Here is a 23,131-nt window from a genome sequence, read left to right as displayed (position 1 = left end):
TGTGCATTGATGTAGGGTAAGAAAGTTTGGGGTTTTGAGTTTCGAGCTAGTGGTTCGAAGTTAGGGGTCATTCATATCGCTTTGTTGGAATTGATCACCGATAAGGGCCTGCAAGCCATCAAAAAAAATGGGGCTATCGTAACCGACGCCCCACTGCAATTATTTTTCTAAAAATTGTAATTCGTAATTCTAAAGTCGTAATTACGAAAGTGCCTGTTCAATATCTGCTAAAATATCATCAATATGCTCCAAACCGATTGACAAACGGATAGAGCCTTGCTCAATGCCCACAATATTGCGTTCCTCTTCTGTAAGTTTGCTGTGCGTACTTGTTGCCGGGTGCGTAGCGATTGAACGTGTATCGGCCAAATTTGCAGAGATGGAGAACATTTTCAGGCCATCCATAAATTTGCGGGCACCTTCAACGCCACCTTCAACCACAATAGTGACGATACCACCACCCTGCTTCATTTGCTTTTTAGCAATTTCATACTGAGGGTGAGAAGGAAGAAAGGGATATTTAACCAATTTAATTTTTGGATGTTTTTCCAAATACTCAGCCACTTTTAAAGCACTCTCGCAGTGGCGGTCCATACGAACAGCCAGGGTTTCTAAACTTTTAGATAAAATCCAGGCGTTAAATGGCGACAAAGCCGGGCCACTATGACGGGCAAATGCAACAACTTCAGTAATTAATTCCTTCGTACCTAAAACAATTCCGCCCAGCACTCTTCCTTGTCCATCGATGTATTTCGTAGCAGAATGAATAGAAAGATGCGCACCTAATTTAATCGGCTGCTGCAAATATGGCGTTGCAAAACAATTATCAACTACTAAAAGCTGATGATGTTTTTTGGCTAAATCGCCAAGGAAAGCTAAATCGATAATATCAATACCGGGATTTGATGGCGTTTCAACGAAAATCATTTTGGTATTCGGCTTAATCAAAGCTTCCCAATCTTCAGGCTTATCCAAATCAGCATAATCAAAAGTTACACCCCATTTAGAGAAAACATTGGTTAATAGCTGATGTGTTGATCCAAAAACTGAGCGACTGGAAACGATATGGTCGCCGGCTTTTAAGAAGGCACCAAATGTGGTGAAAATAGCAGCCATACCCGTTGCAGTAGCAAAACCATCTTCAGCACCTTCTAAAAGGCACATTTTTTCTATAAACTCTGAGGTATTTGGGTTTGAATAACGGCTATAAACATTTCCCTCTTTCTCGTTTGCAAATAAAGCCCGCATTTCTTCAGCATCATCAAACTTGTAGCTCGAAGTGAGATAAATTGGTGCAGAGTGTTCTTTGTGCGAACTGCGTTCTGTTTGAGTGCGTATAGCTATAGTTTCAAAATTTTCGGATTTCATTTTGTCTTGTGATATGAGTATTGAGATTGGTGATACGAGATTCCAGACCTTAAGCCATAAACCTTTTACCCTAAACCTTATTTATGTTATATGTAAAATTAATCTTCGCAGAGCGACCTAAAATGTTGGATACGGAACAATATTTATCGAAGGTCATAGCCAAAGCCCTTTCCACTTTTGCTGGATTTAAATCGCCTGATAAATCGAAGTGAATTTCAATTTCGTCGAAAATAGGCGGCATCTCTTCATTCTTGCGGGTAGCATTGATGGCGATTTTAATATCTTCAAGTGGTTCTTTCTGTTTGGTTAACACATTTACCATGTCTATTCCACTACAACCACCAAGTCCAACCAAAAGCATTTCCATAGGTCTGAAACCTTTGCCCTCGCCACCAATAGCAGCTTTCGCATCTAATTCGACGGTAAAACCGCTTTCATTTACTGCTTCGAAATTAAATTTTCCGCTTTTGCGGATGAGATTTATATTCATTTTGTAGTATCGAGTATTTAGTATCAAGTATCAAGACGATTTTGCTTTAGTCTTTCAGCTTTTACCTTTCAGCTCTTTTTAAATATTATAATAAACTAAATTGTCTTTTTCCAGTTCGGGCAGTTTAACAGGTGCGTTAAAAATTGCAAAAACAGACGAGCCGCTACCACTCATTAAAGCGAATGTTGCGCCTGCATCGTATAAACTGGTTTTTATTTGATGAATTTGGGGATATTTTGCGAATACCGATGGCTCGAAATCGTTGATAACCTTATTCTTCCATGTTGTTGGCGACAAATGTATGATTTCTTTTAAGGATTGCAAAGGCTTTTGAGGTTTTACAAGCGCATAAGCATCCGCTGTACTCACGTGTACAGGCGGTTTCACTAAAACTTTAAACCAGGTTAACAAATCTACTTCGCACTTTTCAAATTCATCGCCTTTGTTAAAGGCGTAAACAGGTGTATTTTCGATAAAAAAAGCACAATCTGCACCAAGCTTACGGGCGTAATTCTCCATGTCTGTAATCGATAGGCCCAACTTGAATTTATCATTTAACAATTTTATAAGGAAAGCGCAATCTGCCGAACCACCTCCCAAACCTGCTCCTACCGGAATGTTTTTCAATAAATTAATCTGCTGCGCAGGAATTTCAAAATCTTGTTTAACGAGATGATAAGCTTTTATACACAGATTATCATTAGCATCACCAGGAATATCAATGCCATGAATTTTGCAGGAGGTGAAATCAGCATCGGTAATTTCAACTGAATCTTTGATATTAATAGGATAAAAAACGGTTTCGAGGTTGTGATAACCATCGTTGCGTTTCTCAGTAATATTTAAGCCCAGGTTTATTTTTGCATTTGGAAAAGATAACATTCGGATTTGAGATTTGAGATTTGAGATTTGAGATTTCCCCCTCAAAGTCAAATACAGTGCTGATGCAAACATACAAAAGTCAGGCTTGTTTAAAAATCCGTTAATGTAGAAAACTAAAAGATTTCGTGATTAAGATTTTTTACATATTTGTAATTAATAATTTATTTAAGATTTGGAAGCCCTTTAGGGTTCGGAGTTATGAAACAATATTTAGATTTAATGCAACATGTGCTGGATCACGGCGCTCAAAAACACGACCGCACGGGAACAGGAACAATTAGCGTTTTCGGCTATCAAATGCGTTTCAATTTGAAGGAGGGCTTTCCGATGGTTACCACGAAGAAACTGCATTTAAAATCTATCATACATGAATTAATCTGGTTCTTGACTGGCGATACAAACATTAAATACTTAAAAGATAATGGCGTTCGCATTTGGGATGAATGGGCAGACGAAGAGGGAAACCTCGGCCCAGTTTATGGTTCACAATGGAGAAGTTGGCCAACACCAGATGGACAACACATCGATCAAATTACGAACATCATTAACACGATTAAAAACAATCCAGATTCGCGAAGAATTATTGTTTCTGCATGGAACGTAGCAGAAATCGAAAACATGGCTTTGCCTCCTTGCCACGCTTTCTTTCAGTTTTACGTAGCTGATGGTAAATTAAGCTGCCAACTCTATCAGCGTAGTGCCGATATTTTCTTGGGCGTGCCTTTTAATATTGCTTCTTATGCCTTATTAACCATGATGGTGGCACAAGTTTGTGGTTTAGAAGCTGGCGATTTTATTCACACTTTAGGCGATGCGCATTTGTACAATAACCATATCGAGCAGGCACATTTGCAATTAAGCAGAGAGCCGAAACCGCTTCCAACCATGAAAATCAATCCTGATGTAAAAAGCATTTTCGATTTTAAATTCGAGGATTTTACACTAGAGAATTATGAGGCTCATCCGCATATTAAAGGTATCGTAGCAGTATAACACCTCGCCCCCCTGAAAGTGTAGCTGAAGGCAAGTTGAAAATTAAAGCATATAAAAACAGGGCGCTTCACTCCGCTCGCAAACTCTCGATTTTCGGCACAATGCGCTCCCATGGTCGTCATTGCGAGGAGGCACGACGAAGCAATCTCATTCCGTAAGCACTCATGCAGCTTTAAGAAAGTTGTTGCATCACTAATAAACTATTGAACTAATGACCAATGAACTAAAAAACCCTTCCCTTGCTATAGCAGTAGCGGTAGGTGAAAACTTCGCGATAGGAAAAAACAACCAGCTTTTGTGGCACATGCCAGCTGATTTAAAGTTTTTTAAACAAACCACTTCGGGCCACACCGTGGTAATGGGCCGTAAGACCTTCGATTCTGTTGGTAAACCCTTACCAAATCGCAGAAACATTGTCATCACGAGAGATTCATCGTTAAAAATTGATGGCGTTGAGATTGTGAATAGTCTTGATGAAGCATTAGAAATTACTAAAGCAGAAGAAAAACCTGTTTTTGTTGTTGGTGGTGCGGAAATTTATCGCCAGGCTTTACCGAAAACAGACCTACTTTACCTAACTACAATTCATCATACTTTTGACGCTGATACATTTTTCCCAGAGATCGACAGAAATGATTGGGAAGTGGTGAGCAGCGATCCGCATAAAGCTGATGAGAAAAACAAATACGATTATACTTTTGAAGTGCTTAAAAGGAAATAATCAGAGAAAGTCGTAATTCAGAGCCTCGAAGCAATTTTACTACTATGGGTTTTTAGCAAACGCATTAAGATTGCTTCGTGCCTCGCAATGACGATAGCCTAGTTGCCACTTAAACCTGACAATAGCGACAGCCTCCGATTTTTTTGATCGGAGCTACAGCAGTTGGCAGGACCGAACAAAAGCAAAATGCCACTGCAATTGCTTTCCAAATAAATCAAACCTTAATTTTGGCGCAAAAACAATATGTGCGTATCGAATGCATGGGTATAATTATCTGGTAAAAATTAATCTTAATAAATTATCAACTAAGGGGTTCTATAATTTAAAAATTTAATTAGATTTGCCGACTTGTTAAAAAACAGCGAAAGACAAATTATTTTAAACAAACAATGCAAGGAAAAGGTTTTATAAAGTTTATAGCGATAGTATTGGCTATCGTTTGTGCGTATGCACTTTCCTTTACTTTGGTAGCATCCAAAGTAGAGAAAGACGCAAAAAACTATGCGAAAGGTGATGCAGCCAAAGAAAAGGCTTACTTAGATTCGATGAGTACCGAGAAAGTTTACCCGCTTGTTGGGTTCACTTACGGCGAAGTTAAATCGAAAGAGATTAATTTAGGTCTAGACTTAAAAGGCGGTATGAACGTAACGATGGAGATATCGTTAGCGGAATTGGTTAAATCTTTAGCGGGCAACCCTACTGATGCTAACTTTAACAAAGCAGTTCAGAACGCACAAATTCAGCTAAATGCTGGCGGTAAAGATTATATCAAAATTTTTGTCGATGAATTTGAAAAATTAAGTCCGGGTGTAAAACTTGCTGACTATTTTTCTAATCAAGACAATGCATCGCAATTAAAACCAAGTGCAAGCAATGGCGAAGTTGAATCTTTCTTAGAGAAAGAGGCTACAAGTGCTATCGATCGCTCATTTACTGTTTTACGTTCTCGTATTGATGGTTTCGGTGTTGTGAGTCCGAACATGCAAAAACAAGAAGGTAGTAACCGCATCTTAATTGAGATGCCAGGTGTGCAGGATAAAGAACGTATTGCTAAACTTTTACAAGGCTCTGCCGAATTACAATTCTGGCAAGTATACCAGGTACAGGAAGTAGCACCTTTGTTAGAAAACATTAACAAAACTTTAGCTGCAACTTTAAAAACTGAAACTCCTGCCGCTACTACAGATACGGCTACTAAAGCTGGCGGCAAATTAGCCGGCTTAGAGAATGCTGCTAAAGACTCCACTGCAAAAGGTGGCAAATTAGCTGGCTTAGGTAAAAAAGATTCTACCGCAGTAAGAGCTGAATTAGCAAAATCAAATCCATTATACGCAGTTTTAAGTCTTCCTATTTATCAAGGAGAAAACGGACAACAACAATTAATGCCAGGTGCAGTTGTTGGTATGTCGTTACAAAAAGATACTGCAAAGGTTAATAACTACTTAAAACTTCCTGAGGTTGCCGCAGCAATTCCATCTACGATGAAATTTATGTGGAGCGTTAAACCTAGAGAAGGATCTAAAGTGTTTGAACTTTATGCTATAAAAGTTACCAGTGCTGATGGCAAACCAGATTTAGGTGGTGAAGCAATCAGCGATTCGCGTGCTGACTTTGATCAAAAAGGTAAACCAGAGGTAACCATGTACATGACCAGCGAAGGTGCTGCGAAATGGAAAAAAATTACTGCTGAAGCTGCCGCTGATCCTAACAATAAAAAATCTATCGCTATTGTGTTAGATAACATGGTTTATTCTGCTCCTACTGTTCAGAATGAAATTGGTGGTGGTGTTTCATCAATTACCGGTAATTTCACACAGGCAGATACTAAGGATTTATCAAACATCTTAAAAGCTGGTAAATTACCTGCTCCTGCTCGTATTGCTGGTAGTTATATCGTTGGTCCAACTTTAGGTGCACAAGCTATCCATGATGGTTTAATTTCATTCGTGATTGCGTTTATCGTGATCCTGATCTTCATGGCATTGTATTATCACCGTGCTGGTTGGGTTGCAAACTTTGCCTTATTGGTTAACTTGTTTTTCATCATCGGTATTTTGGTATCGCTTGGTGCGGTGTTAACATTGCCTGGTATTGCCGGTATCGTGCTTACCATTGGTCTATCCGTAGATGCGAACATTCTAATTTTCGAACGTGTACGTGAAGAGCTTGCCTTGGGCAAAAACATTCCTACTGCAATTAAAGAAGGTTTTAAACATGCAATGCCATCTATCTTAGATGCAAACATTACCGTATTTATTTTAGGTGCTATTCTTTACGCTTTCGGTAGCGGTCCGGTTCAAGGTTTTGCAACTACCTTGTGTATCGGTATCCTTTCTTCATTATTTGCTGCTGTATTAATTTCAAGATTAGTTTTCGAAGCGATGTTAGATCGTAAAATGGAAATTAGCTTTGATAATCAGTTTACACGTAATGCATTTAAAAATTTAGCTTTCAACTTTGTTGGTCGTCGTAAAATCTATTACATCATTTCTACAGTGATCATCTTAGCTGGTATTGGCATGTATTTCAAACATGGTGGTTTAAACCTTGGCGTAGATTTTAAAGGTGGTAGAACTTACCTTGTACACTTCGATAAAGCGGTTAACACTGAAGATATCAAATCTCAGTTAACTCCTGTTTTCGGTAATGAAACGCCTGAGGTTAAAACAGCAGGAGAAAACAGTCAGGTTAAAATTACCACTACTTTCCACATCGAAGATCAAGATGTGAAAACTGATAAAGTGGTTGAAGATGCTTTAAACAAAGGATTAGCAGGTTCGAAATATGAAATTGTAAGTTCGCAAAAAGTGACGCCAATTATCGCCAGCGATATTGTTAATGGAGCTTTTTACGCAGTATTGATTTCATGTATCTTCATGTTTATCTACATCGTAGTGCGATTTAAAAAATGGCAATATGGTTTAGGTGCTGTATTGGCATTAGCCCACGACGTTTTAATGGTACTTTCTTTCTATACCATTTTAGATGGTGTTTTACCATTCTCATTAGAAATTGGTCAGGATTTTATTGCAGCAATTTTAACAGTAATGGGTTACACCATGACAGAAACTGTTGTTGTGTTTGACCGTATTCGTGAAAAATTAAAAGAAGCTGGTAAAGAAGATTTACATGGTGAAGAACGTAACCAATTGATCAACTTCGCATTGAACAGTACTTTAAGTCGTACGATTTTGACTTCGTTAACCGTATTCTTCGTATTATTGGTGATCTTCATCTTTGGTGGCGATAGCATCCGCGGATTTATCTTCGCCTTATTAATCGGCCGTGTTATCGGTACGTATTCATCATTATGTATCTCTACTCCTATCGTAATCGATTTGGGTAGCTCGGAAGAAAAGAAAAAATAAGATCTAGATTCTGAGAATATATTAAACGCCTTCCTGATCAATCGGGAAGGCATTTTTTTTTACAGCCTCACCCTTGGGAAGTTCGTGGTATGAAAAGTTTTCCAGCCGCCCTCTCCGGAAGAGAGGGTTTTGGCAGACTGTGATCTAAACCCATCGGTTCGAACCACATCATTTTATTTCCTTCTCTCCTGGAGAGGGATTTGCACTAACTTTTCATATCCTGAAGAGAGGGTTTTGGAAGACTGTGATTTAAACCCATCGGTTCAAACCACATCATTTTGTTTCCCTCTCTTCCAGAGAGGGATTTGCACTAACTTCCCATAACCACAAACGTTGATAGGGTGAGGCTTTCTACGATTGACGTGCACTAGATAACCAATACTATAGACAATAATACAGTGAGGTTTTTGAAAAGCAAAACCCGAATTTCTTCGGCAACTTCAGCCCTGCTGTCCACTTTATTTCGCTGCGCTCCATGCTCGTTTCCATCAGGTTTATTTTAGCCAGAACACTGCTGAAAACCAGCGAAAACCAACTCGGTCATATCAAAGTTATATCTCTATAGAAGCGCTTAAGAAACGGTTCAAAACTTTAATTCTTAAACCTTTTGGCTATCTTTTTGTTACATTAGTAACAGATAAAGCGTTTTAAAATGGATTTACAACTTCCTAAAAGTGAATACCCAAGAGTAGTTATAGTTGGCGGTGGATTTGGCGGGATAGAACTAGCTAAACGATTAAAGAATAAACCTTTTCAAGTAGTCATGCTTGATAAACATAATTATCATACTTTTCAACCTTTACTTTACCAGGTAGCAACAGGCGGATTGGAAGCTGATTCCATTGCATTTCCCTTGAGAAAGATTTTTAAAGGGCAAAAAAACCTAATCTTTAGGGTAACTAAAGTGACGGAAGTAAATGCTGCTGAAAACTGTTTGATGACAGATATTGGAAAAGTGAGTTATGATTATTTAGTAATTGCCACTGGTTCGACCAGTAATTTCTTCGGCAACCAAGAAATCGAGGCGAATTCAATGCCGATGAAATCTATTCCAGAGGCTTTAGATTTAAGAAGTTTGATTCTGCAAAATTTCGAAAAATCGTTAATTGAAAAGGATTTAGATAAGAAAAGCGCTCTATTAAACTTCGTGGTAGTGGGTGGAGGCCCAACAGGTGTGGAAACTGCTGGAGCAATTTCAGAACTGAAAAGACATGTTATTCCTAACGATTATCCAGAAATGGATGTGAGTAAAGTGAACATTTATCTGATTGAAAATTCCCCTGAGCTTTTAGGGCCAATGTCGCCACAGGCACAACAAAAATCTAAAGAATTTTTAATTAAGATGGGTGTTCAGGTAATGAACGATACTCGTGTTTTAGGTTACGATGGTCATACCCTTTCGTTACAAGATAAGGCGCCAATATTAAGTTCGACAGTAATTTGGAGCGCTGGCGTAAAAGGCGTGGTATTGCCGGGCCTAGACAAAGCAGAAGTGGTTCGTGGTGGTAGATTAAAAACTGATACCCAAAATCTGGTTGTCGGTTATCAAAATATCTATGCCATTGGCGATGTTGCGGCGATAATTGATGAGGCCACTCCAAACGGACATCCCGGAGTAGCTCCAGCGGCTATCCAGCAGGGACATCATCTAGCTAAAAACTTAATCAACATCAAAGAAAATAAACCGTTAGAAAAATTCAAGTATTTCGATAAAGGTTCTATGGCAACAGTTGGCCGGAACAAAGCTGTTGTTGATATTGGCAAAATTCGTTTCCAAGGGGTTTTTGCTTGGTTTACCTGGATGTTCGTTCACTTAATGACCCTTGTTGGATTTAGAAATAAAATTATTGTATTTGTAAATTGGGTTTGGAGTTATTTTAGTTATGATAGAGGAACGAGATTGATTATCAGAACGTTTGCTAAAGACCGGAGCGTTGACTACAGAGCCGAAGTACCCAGCGTGAAGGAAGTTCATTAGTCATTAGTCATTGGTCATTGGTCATTGGTCATTGGTCATTGGTCATTGGTCATTGGTCATTGGTCATTGGTCATTGGTCATTGGTCATTGGTCATTGGTCATTAAAGTAAACTCGATTTGATGATCACAGTTTTCTCTAATCTTCTTTTCTTTGCGAAAAACTTTGCGCACTTTGCGGTTAATAACGACTGAGCCAAATGAGTAATCAAAAATTCAAACTTGTAGAATGTCCACGTGATGCCATGCAGGGTTTACATGATTTCGTCCCAACGGATTTAAAATCAGAATATCTAAACCTTCTCCTTCAGGTAGGTTTCGACACGCTCGATTTTGGAAGTTTTGTATCGCCAAAGGCTATTCCGCAAATGGCAGATACTGCTCAAGTATTGGACCATTTAGATTTAACTCAAACGTCAACAAAGCTATTAGCAATTGTAGCGAATTTGAGGGGTGTAGAAGAAGCTATAAAACACGAGCAAATCAATTATTTAGGTTTTCCATTTTCCATATCGGAAACATTTCAGCAACGCAATACAAATTCGAGCATTTCGCAATCGTTAAATACAGTTGAAGAAATGTTATCTCTTTGTGATCAAAACAACAAAACTGCTGTTATTTATCTCTCCATGGGGTTTGGAAATCCTTACGGAGATGAATGGAATTACGAGATTGTAGAAAAATGGGCTGACGTTTTAGTTGCCAAAGGCGTTAAAATTCTTTCATTAGCAGATACGGTTGGGGTTTCGACTCCCGAAAAAATCACATCCATCCTTCCAAAACTGATTACAAAATTCAACAAAACTGAAATTGGTATTCATTTGCACTCTACCCCTGTAGAACGATATGAAAAGATTGAAGCCGCATACCACTCTGGGGTAAAACGGATAGATTCTGCCTTAAAAGGTTTTGGCGGTTGCCCTATGGCTGCTGATGATTTAACTGGCAATATAGCTACTGAGGATGTGATAAGCTTTTTAAACTCGAAAGGTGAAGCGCTCCATCTTAATATGGATAAATGGAATGAAGCGATGGCTTTGTCAGGAAAGATATTTGGGTAGGTTAATTTATTGTGCTTTTTAGATGGTCGTCATTTTGAGGCACAAAGCAATTCTACTACTGAAGGTGAGAATGTAAGCTTAAGATTTACATCAAAAGCCTTTTAATCTATAGCAAAAGCATTAAGATTGCTTCGTACCTCGCAATGACGACTAGTTAACAACTACACTTTCTTTACCATCTTGAAATGCTGAATTCCAGCCTCTTCAAATTGTTCTCCTTCGGCAACAAAACCGAACTTAGCATATAAACTCATCGCATCTAATTGGGAATTTAAGTAAATGTAATGTGCGTCTTCAGGCAAGTCAGAAAGCGCTTCTGCAATTAGTGCTCTCCCTACACCCTGACCCCTAAAATCTTGCAACACCGCAAAGCGCTCTAGTTTGTAGCCTAAATCCGTTTTGCGCCAACGGCATGCGCCACAGGGTTGGCCATTATGCGTAGCCAGAAAATGAATAGATTCATCTTCATGCTCCCATTCCAATTCTGGTGGGCAGTTTTGCTCATCAACAAATACAATTTTTCTAATGGCAAATACTTTATCTAAATCTTCGGGGTGAATCACCTTTTGAACTTGTAAGCTCATTATTTTTCTTTTTTAAAGTGTTTATTCAATTTCAATTTTTCCTCATTTAATTCTTTAGCCACATCTATAGAATGTGAGCAGCGAATATCAGCCTCTTTCTTTGCAAGTGCAGCAATGGTTACATAAAAGTGATGTAACTGATCTAATTCTTTTTCACTTAAATCCTCGATATCAACCATCCGGTTACTCGCTCCCTGTTGCGCAGCAATAAGCTCGTTCAATTTTAGCTGGATAGCTTTTCCATCTTTATTCTGTGCCTTTTGGATCAGGAAAACCATTAGGAAAGTTATAATCGTAGTACCAGTATTAATAACCAGTTGCCAGGTTTCAGAATAATGAAAAACCGGCCCTGTAACTGCCCAGATTACAACAATTGCTGTGGCTGCAATAAACGCAGCAGAGCTACCCGTAAACTTGGTAGCGGCGTTAGCGAAACGTTCAAAAAGGTTATTATTTACTGGCTCGTTAGTTCTATTTATCATCGCAATATGTTTGCTTAAATGTAAAAATAAAAACAAACAAAAGCGCCATAAGTTTTTAAACCTATGGCGCCTCCATCTAAATATCGAATGATGATTTTTGAATGACTGATTAACTATTTCAGCTTAAAAAATTCAATTCAACTTATAATTTATCGTTCGCATTGATGCAATTCAAATCTTCGAAAGCAATGGTTAAACGTTTAACAAAAGCTTCTTCAGCTTTACGTAACCAAACACGTGGATCGTAGTATTTCTTATTTGGTTTATCATCACCCTCAGGGTTACCGATTTGACCTTGAAGATAAGCCTCATTCTTTTTGTAATATTCTAAAATACCATCCCAGAATGCCCATTGCATATCTGTATCGATATTCATTTTAATAGCACCATAAGAAATTGCTTCTCTGATTTCTTCCTGAGAAGAACCAGAACCACCATGAAAAACAAAGTTAATTGGTTTTTCAGCGCTCAGGTTGAATTTCTCTTTGATAAAGTCTTGAGAATTTTTCAAAATAACCGGTTGTAATTTTACATTACCAGGCTTGTAAACGCCATGTACGTTTCCAAACGCAGCAGCAACAGTAAAACGAGGAGAAACTTTGCTTAATTCTTCGTAAGCATAAGCAACTTCGCTTGGTTGGGTATATAATTTCGAGCTATCTACATCGCTATTGTCTACACCATCTTCTTCACCACCTGTAACACCAAGTTCGATTTCGATGGTCATGTTCATCTTGGCCATGCGTGCAAAATATTTTGCAGAAATCTCCATATTTTCTTCAATCGGCTCCTCCGAAAGATCTAACATATGTGATGAAAACAAAGGTTTTCCAGTTTCAGCGAAGAATTTTTCACCGTGGTCTAAAAGGCCATCAATCCAAGGCAACAATTTTTTAGCGGCGTGGTCGGTATGTAAAACCACAGCAACACCATAATGTTCTGCCAATAAATGCACATGTTTAGCTGCCGATACAGCACCTAAAATACATGCTTGCAATTTTTCGTTATCTAAAGATTTACCTGCATAAAACTGCGCTCCTCCATTTGATAACTGAATCATAACTGGCGAATTTACTGCCTTTGCAGTTTCCATTACCGCATTAACCGTGTTTGTACCGGTTACGTTAACTGCTGGTAAAGCAAACTGATGTTTCTTAGCCTGCTCAAATAATTCTTGAACGGCATCTCCGTAAATTACGCCTTTGTAGCCTTTTAAACTCATCTCTTGTTAATTTTATTAAGTTCGAAGTTATAAAAAAAAATTACAATCCAAGCTTTTGTAACAACAGAATTATTTGCCTTACAAGCATATAAGGCAAGTTTAGTGTAAAAATAACATTATCCTTAGTGTAAAATTCACACTCTTAACACTAATAGTTTTTTTTATCCACAGGCTCTTACTTTGAATTAAGTTGAAATAGCGCATCAGTAACGCTTAAAAGAGTCTGTCGATAAAAATAGTTTATCAGCGTTACTTTATTAATTTGATAATTTAAATTTGATTATTGGTTAACATCAAACTTGCATATATTTTTCGTTTCTTTGCAATCCAATTCTTTAAAAAATTATATGGCTTGGTTTAAGAGAGAAAATAAAGGTATCATTACCACAACCGAAGAGAAGAAAGAGGCACCAGATGGCGTGTGGAATAAGTGTCCGAATTGCAAAAAACCGCTACATCAGGCAGAGTTACAGGAAAACAAATACGTTTGCCATTACTGCAACTATCACTTGAGAGTAGGTTCTAAAGAATATTTTGAAGTTTTATTCGATAATAACGAGTTTAAAGAGCTTTTCCCGAATTTAACCTCTGGCGATCCTTTAAATTTTAACGATAACAAACCTTATACCGATAGAATTATCGAAAGTCAGGCTAAAACCGGCTTAAAAGACGCTATCCGTGCTGGTGTAGGAAAAATTGAAGGACAGGATTTAGTGATTGCCTGTATGGATTTTGCTTTTATTGGTGGTTCAATGGGTTCGGTTGTTGGCGAAAAAATCGCTCGTTCAATCGATTATAGCATCAAACACAAAATTCCGTTTCTGATGATTTCTAAATCAGGCGGTGCTCGTATGATGGAAGCTGCATTTTCATTAATGCAAATGGCTAAAACATCTGCGAAATTGGCGCTGTTAAGTCAGGCTAAAATTCCATACATCTCTTTACTTACCGACCCTACGACCGGTGGCGTTACAGCATCTTATGCCATGCTTGGCGACATTAACATTGCAGAACCGGGCGCATTAATCGGTTTCGCTGGCCCAAGGGTGATTAAAGAAACCATTAAAAAAGACTTGCCGAAAGGATTCCAAACTTCAGAATTTGTTTTAGAACATGGTTTCCTTGATTTTATTGTGGATAGAAGAGCTATGAAAGCTAAAATAGGCGCTTTTATTAAGATGATGAATAATTAATTTGGTTCAATAGCCATTGGTTAATAGTTCACTGGACATTGGTTCATTAGTCATTGGTTCATTTGTCATTTGTTCACTGGTGCAAACTGACTAATTGATTTTAAAAAAGATATGAAAAGCAGGGCTTGAATAACTTCGGTTATTTCAGTCCTGCTTTTTGCTTGTAGTCCCGATTGAAAAGATCGGGAGCTACCGCGGCAATCAGGTTTAGATAACGAAGAGAGGTAGCATTTCATTTTGTCTCCCCCTACATGAAGCTTCTCTATTTCATTGCATATGGTTGAGTTTATTCCGTATATTTATGAATCAGCAGATATGTTAAAAAATTAACGTCTACCCGACATCCCGCCACGAAAAACAATGAATAACTATCTCGACCTAACAACAGTTCAGTCATATTTAAATTTAGGAAAGACTATGGAGGTTTTTTCTAGGAAGAATTTCGGAAGACAAAGAGGTAATCAGTTACATTGACCTAAAGAGAACGGAATCGGGCGAATTTGAGATTAATCATTATGAACTATTTGACGAAGGGGGTTTAGAATTTGTTGATTTATATTCCTTTTCATCCTTCGACCCAGATATGGGTTTTGAGACTCATACTTTCGACAGTATTAACCTCGTTATAGAATTTATACATGACATATCCAAGTTAAATGAAATCAAGTTCTTGAATGCAGGGTTAATTCAAGACGAATATAAAAAACTATTAATTTCAGAAGGGCGCAGTTAAACGTAACAAATGAACTACTGCTGTTAAATTTAAATTACGCCAGGTCTTCTTGGTTCTCAAATACTTATTATTTTTAGTTACTTTAGTGCTATGCGATAGGGAAGTGCTTTTATCGGACACAATATAGCTTATGATAGTTAGAATTAGCTAAGCCAACCAACCATGAAAATAATAACATTATCCCTCCTATTCATCAGCTTCGCTTTACTAAGCCAAGCGCAAGAAAACCAAAATATGATGAAGCATTGGCTAAAAAACTAGGTGCAGATAATTATGGCATGAAAACATATGTTCTGGTAATGCTCAAAACTGGATCAAACACCACCGCTACAAAAAAAGAAACCGACAGCTTGTGTACGGGGCACATGAGCAACATGGGAATTCTTATTAAGGAAAATAAGCTAATTGTGGCAGGTCCTATGGCTAAAAATGATAAGCAATACCGCGGTATTTTTATCCTTAATACAAAATCTATTGAAGAGGCAAAAACCTGGTTAGCAACCGACCCCGCCATCAATTCAAAATTGTTAGACTTCGATATTTTCAACTGGTACGGTTCTGCAGCATTGGCAGAATATCTCCCATTTCATGATAAAGTGCAGAAAGGACGTCCTTAATCCCACAACTTGTACCTCATGAGTATTAATCCAAGCTACAAATACATTAAACCAGAAGGGTCAATTGCCGATTTTGTGGATCGCTTTTCTTCACTTGAAAATCTATCTGACGCAAACAATGGCATCATTATTCCAAATGGGAGGATTGATTTATTGTTCTCTAAAACTGCAGACAATCATTTTCAAATCACCTTAATGGGCTTAGAAACCAAGCCAAAATTGATACCGAAACTCAATGTTTCATCATTTTTTTCCATCAGTTTCACGCCTCTTGCTATAGAATACATCTTACATCAGCCCATTGCCGACATATTAAACAGCGGCAAAATATTAGCAACCAACTTTTGGGATTTTGGCTTAAATGATCTCGATGATTTTGGCAAATTTTGTGAAAAAGCATCGCATAAAATAAAATCAATCATATCTAAAGAAGTAGATGAACGCAAGCGAAAGCTATTTCAACTAATTTTTGCCAATAATGGCGAAATGAGCATCAAAGAGCTTTCTGAAAAAGTAGCTTGGAGCGAACGACAAATCAATCGCTATTTTAACCAGCAACTAGGAATTTCATTAAAAGCCTACTGTAACATCCTGCGTTTTCAAGCCTCACTTCCACATATTAAAGACGGCCAACTTTCTCCGCAGCTGAACTTTACCGATCAATCGCACTTTATCAAAGAAATAAAAAAGCTTTCCGGCGTTTCTCCGAAAGAGTTATTTAAAAATGAAAACGACCGTTTTTTACAATTTTTAGTTTACGACAAAAAATAATTTTGTAACATAAATTTTAAGTTATGTTACTACAAAATAAATCAATTGCCATTATCGGCGGCGGTCCCGGTGGACTGACACTAGCCAAACTCTTAGCACTTAAAGGTGCAGATGTTAAAGTTTACGAAAGAGATTTCGATAAAAATGCACGAGTACAAGGTTCTCCGCTTGATCTGCACGACGACTCTGGTTTGGCGGCGCTTCGCAAAGCAAATCTATTAGAAGAGTTTAAAAATAATTTTCTTCCAGGAGCCGACAAAAAACTCATTATGAATGAGCATGCTGAAATACTTTTTAGCGATCATGATTATAAAATCGAAGAAAATTTCGAAAACGAACATTTCCGTCCAGAGATAGATCGCGGTGCGCTAAGAAAAATTTTGTTAGCGTCTATAGATCCTTCTCATATCATTTGGAATAGCCACTTTATTGCTATGGAACAAAAGAACGATGGTTGGATGCTACATTTTAAAGACAAGGAATCTATATATGCTGACATTGTAATTGCTGCTGACGGAGCCAATTCAAAAATCCGTCCTTACGTTACAGATATCAAACCATTTTATTCTGGTATCACTATGCTCGAAGGAAATATTTACAATGCGGAAAAAGCAGCTCCAAATATTTTTAAGCTATTAAGAGGTGGAAAAATCATGGCTTTTGGAAATGAGCAAAACATATTAATGGGTCAAAAAGGCAATGGAGAAATTGGCTTTTATGCTAGTTTTAAAACTGATGAAAACTGGGCTAAGAATAATGGACTTGATTATAGCGATAAAGCCCAGATGTTAGATTGGTTTAAAGCAAACTATCCCGGATGGAGTAATATTTGGAACGAATTGTTTGAAATTACAACAGTACCATTCATTCCCCGGCCAATTTATTGCATCCCTTTAGATCAAAAATGGAAGTCGCTATCTAATTTAACGCTAGTTGGAGATGCAGCACATGTAATGCCTCCATTCGCTGGAGAAGGCGTTAATATGGCCATGCTTGATGCGCTCGAATTAAGTGAAAATTTAACGTCTAACCAGCATCAAACTTTACTTGAAGCTATTTCTACCTATGAAAGTAACATGCTTAAACGAGCTGCTATTGTGTCGACGGAATCACTTGAGAATGGTAATTTGATGCATGCTGAAAACGCCCTAAATGATATGTTAAGTTTCTTTGCAGCACATTAATACCCAAACATAAGATAGCAGACTTACACAAGTGACATTAACCTTTGCAACATTTCTATTAAAAAAGCTTCAAAACCGACTTATTACCTAATTTAGGAGTCAATTATTCAATAGAATAAGCTTACAAATGAACCTACCATAACAACAAATTATGGTAACTCCATCTGACAACCTAAAAAATAAATATATACAGATGAATAAAAAACTACTTTTGCCAACATTACTCCTCTTCACTTCCTCTTTTGCTTTTGCACAAGACAAAAAGTTAATCGACAACATCGTAAAAGAAGTAAATGAGAACTCACAATTAGAAAAATTAGCGCATGAGCTTTTAGATGTAGTTGGGCCGCGTTTAGTGGGTTCACCGCAAATGAAACAAGCAAATGATTGGGCGGTAAAGAAATACAGCGATTGGGGAATCTCTGCCAAAAATGAAAAATGGGGAGAATGGCGTGGATGGGAAAGAGGTGTTACGCATATCGATTTGGTAAGCCCTCGGTTAAGAACTCTAGAAGGCACGCAATTGGCCTGGAGTCCATCTACCAATGGAAAGGCGATCAATGCCGAAGCCATTATTCTGCCTGCAATTACTGATTCTGTTTCCTTTCAAAAATGGTTACCAAACGTAAAAGGCAAATTGGTTCTCATTTCTATGAATCAAATTTCTGGCAGACCTGAGAAAAACTGGGAAGAATTTGCAACAAAAGATTTATTCGAGAAATATAAAAAGGAAAAAGCAGACGCTTTAAAGGCATTTGCAGCAGGTATAGCTAAAACAGGGCTAAATGCAAAAGCACTGGCACTTGCCATCGAAAATGCAGGGGCTGCAGGAATTATCATCAATAATTGGTCGCAAGGTTTTGGTGTAGATAAAATTTTTGGTGCCAATACTACAAAAATCCCGACTTTAGATTTATCTGTTGAGGATTATGGTTTAGTTTACCGTTTAGCACAAAGCGGGAATAAGCCCATGTTAAAAATTGAGTCTGAATCGAAGGAACATGGTGTAGTACCAACATTCAACACCATTGCAGAAATTAAAGGAAAGCAAAAGCCGAAGGAATATGTGATGCTATCGGCCCACTTCGATTCATGGGATGGTGCCAGCGGTGCAACTGATAACGGTTCTGGAACAATTATGATGATGGAAGCGATGCGCATTTTAAAGAAATTTTATCCAAATCCGAAACGCACCATTTTGGTTGGCCATTGGGGAAGTGAAGAACAAGGATTAAATGGCTCGAGAGCTTTTGTAGAAGATCATCCGGAAGTTGTTGGTAATTTGCAGGCTCTATTTAATCAGGATAACGGCACAGGACGTGTGGTTAACATAGGTGGCCAAGGTTTTGCAAAATCAAAAGATTACATTACCCGTTGGTTAGCGGCTGTACCGGATACTATTAAAAATCAGATTAAAACCAGTTTCCCTGGGATGCCTGGAGCAGGTGGTTCTGATTTCGCATCTTTTGTAGCTGCAGGAGCATTAGGTTATTCGCTAAGCTCTACAAGCTGGGATTATGGAACTTACACCTGGCATACCAATCGCGATAGCTACGATAAATTGGTTTTCGACGAAATTCGAAGCAATGTAATTTTAGCTGCGATTATGGTTTATATGGCTTGTGAAGATCCTGAAAAAACTTCGACAGAGAAAGCAACAGATTTACCAGTAAACGAGCGTACAGGCAAACAAGTTACCTGGCCCGAAGCAAGAAAAGCTACCAGAAAAGGCGGTTTGTAGCAAATAATAGATCAAGAGAGCATTCAGAAATGGATGCTCTTTTTTGTTTGATATGGATGTGTTAATGCATTGCCGTTAAGCATAAACCCGATAAAGTGTAAATACTTTTTTGTAGCCCGTACTCCAACTATTGCTTCGTCTTTCTCCCGTAGCATTAACGAATAGTTGCAAACTGACAGAAGTTAAAAAAGATTGAAACGATAGCGGGACTTTCGGAACCGAAGAACTACTAAGAGTGCTTTCCAAATTAAATCATTAGAAAAAGGTTTATACGTAGTAATGGAGAGACAACCACTACTCTTCTTTTTTCTTAAATTTATAAAACAAATAACCCAGAAACGGCAAAATTAAAATGCTACCTAACAATAAGGCTACGCCCAAACTATAAATTGTTTTTGGCGGGCCAATCGCCTCAAACAACGAAATGGCGTCACCATTTTTCAAGAGTATAAAATTCGGAAAGTGTGCATAACTAATGGCCAACAAAATCATTGTTACCTGAAAGCCAGCTAAAATTCTCAACGTTTTTGTTTCTCCTTTTACTAGAAGATACCATAATAAAATGAGTGACAGACTTGCCAAAATGATAGAAGCAAGACCAACCGCATTTTTGAAAACCCAATCGATTAGTGGAATACCATCAAAATGGGCTGCAATGAAAACCATTGCCCCAAATACAACGGCAGCAATATTCATGTACTCTGCTTTTTTAATAAACCTTCGCTTATCTTGTTCATCACCAGTTTCGCCAATCAGGTAAATGGCTGCAAGGAATCCGCATAAGGCCACAGTAAATAAGCCGACGGATATAGAGAACCAATTTAACCAACTCCAAACGTAGGCTGTTAAAAAATCTTTAGCATCAAGATCAATGTGGCCAGAAATTAAACTGCCTGCTATAATTCCTAAAAATAAAGGCGTGATGAAACTGGAGTACCTGAAAATTCGATTGTAAAGCCATTGCATGTCATCCTTAATCGCATCGTAATGACGGAATACAAAGGCCGTACCACGGGCAATAATTCCAATGAGCATGATTAACAATGGAATATGGAGATGCACAGACATGGTGGTATAAATGTATGGAAAACCGACAAAGAGAATTACAATTGCGATGATCAGCCACATGTGATTTGCCTCCCAAACGGGACCAATGGCCTGATACATTGTTTTCCTGGTTCGGCTTCTATTCTTCGTAGAAGTAAAGAGCTCGATAATCCCGGCGCCAAAATCAGCACCTCCCAATAAGAAGTAAAGCAAAATAGCCAGACATAAGAAAGTAACTACAACATATTCCATATTATGATTTCAAATCGTGGCTATCGGATTTATCGTAAACAACGGGCACCATTTTAATCTGCCTGTAAAGGAGAAAAGTAACTACAATGCTTAACGAGATATAAATTGCTGAGAAAATGTAAAATGAATAAGCAATACCGGGCATAGGTGTAACGGCATCTTTCGTTCGCATTATCCCATAAATAATCCATGGTTGTCTTCCTACTTCAGTTACCACCCAGCCAGCTTCTAAGGCGATGTAGCCCAAAGGAATGGATGCTACAAAGAGTTTAAGCAGCCAGCGCTTATCTATTACTGATCGCTTTCTGATGATATTGATAAAGAAAATCAATGAAATAAGAGCCAAGAGCGTACCGATACCCACCATAATTTGAAAGGCATAATGCGTAATCGCGACCGGTGGATGTTCATTTTCAGGAATTTGATCTAAGCCCTTAACCTCGGCATGAAAATCGCCATGAGCAAGGAAACTGAGTGCACCAGGTATCTTTATTGCTCCCTTTACAGTTTTATCTTTTTCGTTAACAATTCCCCCGATTAATAGCGGCGCTGGTTTCTCTGTTTTATAAAGCGCTTCCATTGCGGCAAGTTTTGCAGGCTGTCTTTCAGCTACATCTTTTGCAGAAATATCTCCACTCAAAGGTTGCAGTATGGCTCCAATACAAGCAAAAACAGCCGCAATTTTAAATGCTTTAAAGTGAAAATCTCTGTTTTTATTCCGCAAAATCATAAGTGCGTGCACACCGGCTACCGCAAAGCCAGTAGCCGTAAAAGCCGCCAAACACATATGCAGCGCTTGCGAAAACCATGCCTTGTTAAACATAGCTTGTATTGGGTCGATATTGAAGTATCTGCCGTTTACAAAATCGAATCCTGCCGGGCTGTTCATCCAGGCATTTGCAGCTACGACCAATATCCCTGAAGCCAAGCCGCTAACACCAACAACTACGCCCGTAAACCAATGAAACCATTTGTTTAGCTTGTTCCAGCCATAAAGAAAAAAGCCTAACGCAATGGCTTCGATAAAAAATGCCGTACCTTCCAGAGAGAAGGGCATCCCGAAAATAGGCCCTGCATGTTCCATAAACCTTGGCCATAACAAGCCCAGCTCAAATGATAACATAGTGCCAGACACGGCACCCGTGGCAAAAAAAATGGCAACCCCCTTACTCCAGGCTTTTGTGAGGTTTTTATAGACTTCCTGATTGGTTCGTAGCCACTTATAGTGAGAAACCGCCATAAAAAATGGCATCACCATTCCGATACAAGAAAAAATAATATGAAAGCCCAGGGAAAGAGCCATTTGCGAACGTGCCGCTAAAAAATCATCCATATCTGATATTGGATTTGTATAGACAAATATAACAGATAAGAGGTAGCTTTATGTAGTTAACAAATGGCTATCTCCTTATTTTTCAAATATAGAATGTTTATAAATTGAAAAAAGATTTGGCAAAATAAAGCCGCAGATTTGCAAGTGAATTTTAAAACATCTCAAAATCTACGGCAGAAATTTAAACGCCTTTTAGTTCATCATAAGCAGCTGTTAAACTCCTTTGAATACCTTCGCCTTGCCATTCCGGAGCATTTGGTATTGCAGTTGCTTTTAATATATCTTCTTTTGATTTACCTGCCTTTATTTCAGCACCGACAAAACTCAGTAGATTTTGAAGATAATTTTGAAATGCCTTGATATCAGCTTTGTTTCCAGTAACTTTTTCTGGCTCACGGCTATGGCCAAAGATAAATAAGGTATCATTGTCAAACTGGTTATGTATTTTTTCTAAAGCGGTAACCCAATTGCCGATATGAGCACCATTTTCTCTATCGATATAAGGATATTTTCTATTGGAAACCAGGTCGCCGACATGAACGATGTTTGCATTTTCAAAATGGTAAACAGCGTCGCCATTTGTATGGGCAGAACCATAGTAGTAAGCACTAATCTTTTCATCGCCAACAGGTGCTTTCCAACCGGTACCGAATGTAGTATCTGGCAACAATTGTTTATCTAAACTATTTGCCTTCTCTGCCCCTCTTTTCTGATTAACAAGCGAATTTTGATGCGCCACTACTTTTTCCGCCAAACCTTTGAAAGCGATGTTACCCGCGGTATGGTCGCCATGATGGTGCGTGTTGATTAAATATTTAAAAGGTTTTTCGCCAAGTTTTTTCAATTCTTCAATAACATGCGGTGCCGATGTTGGAAACTGTGCATCAACAACAACAAAGCCATTTGATGAATTTAACCAGCCGATAGTTCCACCCTGCTCAGTGAAAATACCGACGTTGTTTCTCAATGGCTTGAAGTTATACGCCCGCAACATTTCTTGCTGAGCAAAAACATCTGTTTTATAAATTGAGAGCAAGGCCATTGCCAATGCAGAATTTGTAATAAAATTTCTTCTTTCCATTTTTTCAATCAACATAAAAAGCCACAACAAAAT

19 protein-coding genes are annotated in these 23,131 nt (G+C 38.2%); 10 read left to right on the top strand and 9 right to left on the bottom strand.

Features of this window, described 5'->3' with window-relative positions; translation table 11 throughout:
- Nucleotides 1-201: 201 nt before the first annotated feature.
- The 3 genes from ACZZZK_RS20190 to ispE all read right to left on the bottom strand — a co-directional run bounded on the left by ACZZZK_RS20190 (nucleotide 202) and on the right by ispE (nucleotide 2,740).
- Nucleotides 202-1,368, bottom strand: coding sequence for an O-succinylhomoserine sulfhydrylase (locus ACZZZK_RS20190; protein ID WP_463485694.1), 1,167 nt, complete (start codon nucleotides 1,366-1,368; stop codon nucleotides 202-204).
- Nucleotides 1,369-1,438: 70 nt separating this feature from the next.
- Nucleotides 1,439-1,858 (bottom strand): OsmC family protein, encoded by a 420-nt coding sequence (locus ACZZZK_RS20185; protein WP_463485693.1) that lies wholly within the window; start codon nucleotides 1,856-1,858, stop codon nucleotides 1,439-1,441.
- A 78-nt stretch (nucleotides 1,859-1,936) separates the two neighbouring features.
- Nucleotides 1,937-2,740 carry a 4-(cytidine 5'-diphospho)-2-C-methyl-D-erythritol kinase gene (gene ispE, locus ACZZZK_RS20180; RefSeq protein ID WP_463485692.1) on the bottom strand — a complete coding sequence of 268 codons (804 nt, stop codon included), beginning with the start codon at nucleotides 2,738-2,740 and terminating at the stop codon, nucleotides 1,937-1,939.
- Between the two features lie 198 nt (nucleotides 2,741-2,938).
- Here ispE and ACZZZK_RS20175 point away from each other — a divergent pair, with 198 nt between their 5' ends.
- The 5 genes from ACZZZK_RS20175 to ACZZZK_RS20155 all read left to right on the top strand — a co-directional run bounded on the left by ACZZZK_RS20175 (nucleotide 2,939) and on the right by ACZZZK_RS20155 (nucleotide 10,858).
- On the top strand, nucleotides 2,939-3,733 hold the full coding sequence (locus tag ACZZZK_RS20175; RefSeq protein WP_463485691.1) for a thymidylate synthase: 795 nt from the start codon (nucleotides 2,939-2,941) through the stop codon (nucleotides 3,731-3,733).
- 211 nt (nucleotides 3,734-3,944) lie between these two features.
- Nucleotides 3,945-4,454 carry a dihydrofolate reductase gene (locus ACZZZK_RS20170; RefSeq protein ID WP_265799764.1) on the top strand — a complete coding sequence of 170 codons (510 nt, stop codon included), beginning with the start codon at nucleotides 3,945-3,947 and terminating at the stop codon, nucleotides 4,452-4,454.
- 389 nt (nucleotides 4,455-4,843) lie between these two features.
- Nucleotides 4,844-7,822, top strand: a complete 2,979-nt coding sequence (gene secDF, locus ACZZZK_RS20165; protein WP_463485690.1) for a protein translocase subunit SecDF — start codon at nucleotides 4,844-4,846, stop codon at nucleotides 7,820-7,822.
- 652 nt (nucleotides 7,823-8,474) lie between these two features.
- Nucleotides 8,475-9,800: an NAD(P)/FAD-dependent oxidoreductase gene (locus tag ACZZZK_RS20160; RefSeq protein WP_463485689.1), complete on the top strand. Its 1,326-nt coding sequence runs from the start codon at nucleotides 8,475-8,477 to the stop codon at nucleotides 9,798-9,800.
- 197 nt (nucleotides 9,801-9,997) lie between these two features.
- A complete protein-coding gene (locus ACZZZK_RS20155; protein ID WP_463485688.1) occupies nucleotides 9,998-10,858 on the top strand; it encodes a hydroxymethylglutaryl-CoA lyase in 861 nt (286 codons plus the stop codon).
- Nucleotides 10,859-11,019: 161 nt separating this feature from the next.
- Here ACZZZK_RS20155 and ACZZZK_RS20150 read toward each other — a convergent pair whose 3' ends face one another.
- The 3 genes from ACZZZK_RS20150 to fbaA form a co-directional block, all read right to left on the bottom strand.
- Entirely contained in the window at nucleotides 11,020-11,442 is a 423-nt protein-coding gene (locus ACZZZK_RS20150) for a GNAT family N-acetyltransferase (protein WP_056851284.1), read from the bottom strand.
- Nucleotides 11,442-11,924: a low affinity iron permease family protein gene (locus ACZZZK_RS20145; protein WP_056851285.1), complete on the bottom strand. Its 483-nt coding sequence runs from the start codon at nucleotides 11,922-11,924 to the stop codon at nucleotides 11,442-11,444. Before ACZZZK_RS20145 ends, ACZZZK_RS20150 begins: the two co-directional genes overlap by 1 nt.
- 142 nt (nucleotides 11,925-12,066) lie before the next feature.
- On the bottom strand, nucleotides 12,067-13,146 hold the full coding sequence (gene fbaA, locus ACZZZK_RS20140) for a class II fructose-bisphosphate aldolase (RefSeq protein WP_463485687.1): 1,080 nt from the start codon (nucleotides 13,144-13,146) through the stop codon (nucleotides 12,067-12,069).
- A gap of 347 nt (nucleotides 13,147-13,493) precedes the next feature.
- On the opposite strand from fbaA, the gene accD reads away from it, so the two are divergent.
- The 5 genes from accD (at nucleotide 13,494) to ACZZZK_RS20115 (ending at nucleotide 19,385) form a co-directional block, all read left to right on the top strand.
- Complete coding sequence (accD, locus tag ACZZZK_RS20135) at nucleotides 13,494-14,339, top strand: acetyl-CoA carboxylase, carboxyltransferase subunit beta (RefSeq protein WP_056851287.1); 846 nt, start codon at nucleotides 13,494-13,496, stop codon at nucleotides 14,337-14,339.
- A gap of 978 nt (nucleotides 14,340-15,317) precedes the next feature.
- The gene (locus ACZZZK_RS20130) at nucleotides 15,318-15,689 is read left to right on the top strand and encodes a YciI family protein (RefSeq protein WP_463485686.1); all 372 of its coding nucleotides are present in this window, start codon (nucleotides 15,318-15,320) and stop codon (nucleotides 15,687-15,689) included.
- 18 nt (nucleotides 15,690-15,707) lie between these two features.
- A complete protein-coding gene (locus ACZZZK_RS20125) occupies nucleotides 15,708-16,460 on the top strand; it encodes a helix-turn-helix domain-containing protein (RefSeq protein WP_463485685.1) in 753 nt (250 codons plus the stop codon).
- Between the two features lie 23 nt (nucleotides 16,461-16,483).
- Nucleotides 16,484-17,644: an FAD-dependent oxidoreductase gene (locus tag ACZZZK_RS20120; RefSeq protein WP_463485684.1), complete on the top strand. Its 1,161-nt coding sequence runs from the start codon at nucleotides 16,484-16,486 to the stop codon at nucleotides 17,642-17,644.
- Between the two features lie 193 nt (nucleotides 17,645-17,837).
- A complete protein-coding gene (locus ACZZZK_RS20115; protein ID WP_463485683.1) occupies nucleotides 17,838-19,385 on the top strand; it encodes a M20/M25/M40 family metallo-hydrolase in 1,548 nt (515 codons plus the stop codon).
- Nucleotides 19,386-19,679: 294 nt separating this feature from the next.
- Here ACZZZK_RS20115 and ACZZZK_RS20110 read toward each other — a convergent pair whose 3' ends face one another.
- From ACZZZK_RS20110 to ACZZZK_RS20100, 3 genes are all read right to left on the bottom strand, one after another.
- Entirely contained in the window at nucleotides 19,680-20,684 is a 1,005-nt protein-coding gene (locus ACZZZK_RS20110; protein ID WP_463485682.1) for a cytochrome d ubiquinol oxidase subunit II, read from the bottom strand.
- A gap of 1 nt (nucleotide 20,685) precedes the next feature.
- Complete coding sequence (locus tag ACZZZK_RS20105) at nucleotides 20,686-22,017, bottom strand: cytochrome ubiquinol oxidase subunit I (RefSeq protein ID WP_463485681.1); 1,332 nt, start codon at nucleotides 22,015-22,017, stop codon at nucleotides 20,686-20,688.
- A gap of 181 nt (nucleotides 22,018-22,198) precedes the next feature.
- Entirely contained in the window at nucleotides 22,199-23,098 is a 900-nt protein-coding gene (locus ACZZZK_RS20100; protein WP_463485680.1) for an MBL fold metallo-hydrolase, read from the bottom strand.
- Between the last annotated feature and the right edge of the window lie 33 nt (nucleotides 23,099-23,131).

Source organism: Pedobacter sp. AC163 (assembly GCF_979258665.1).
The sequence above is the reverse complement of the archived record's forward strand: the minus strand, read 5'-3'. Positions and strand labels throughout refer to the sequence as shown.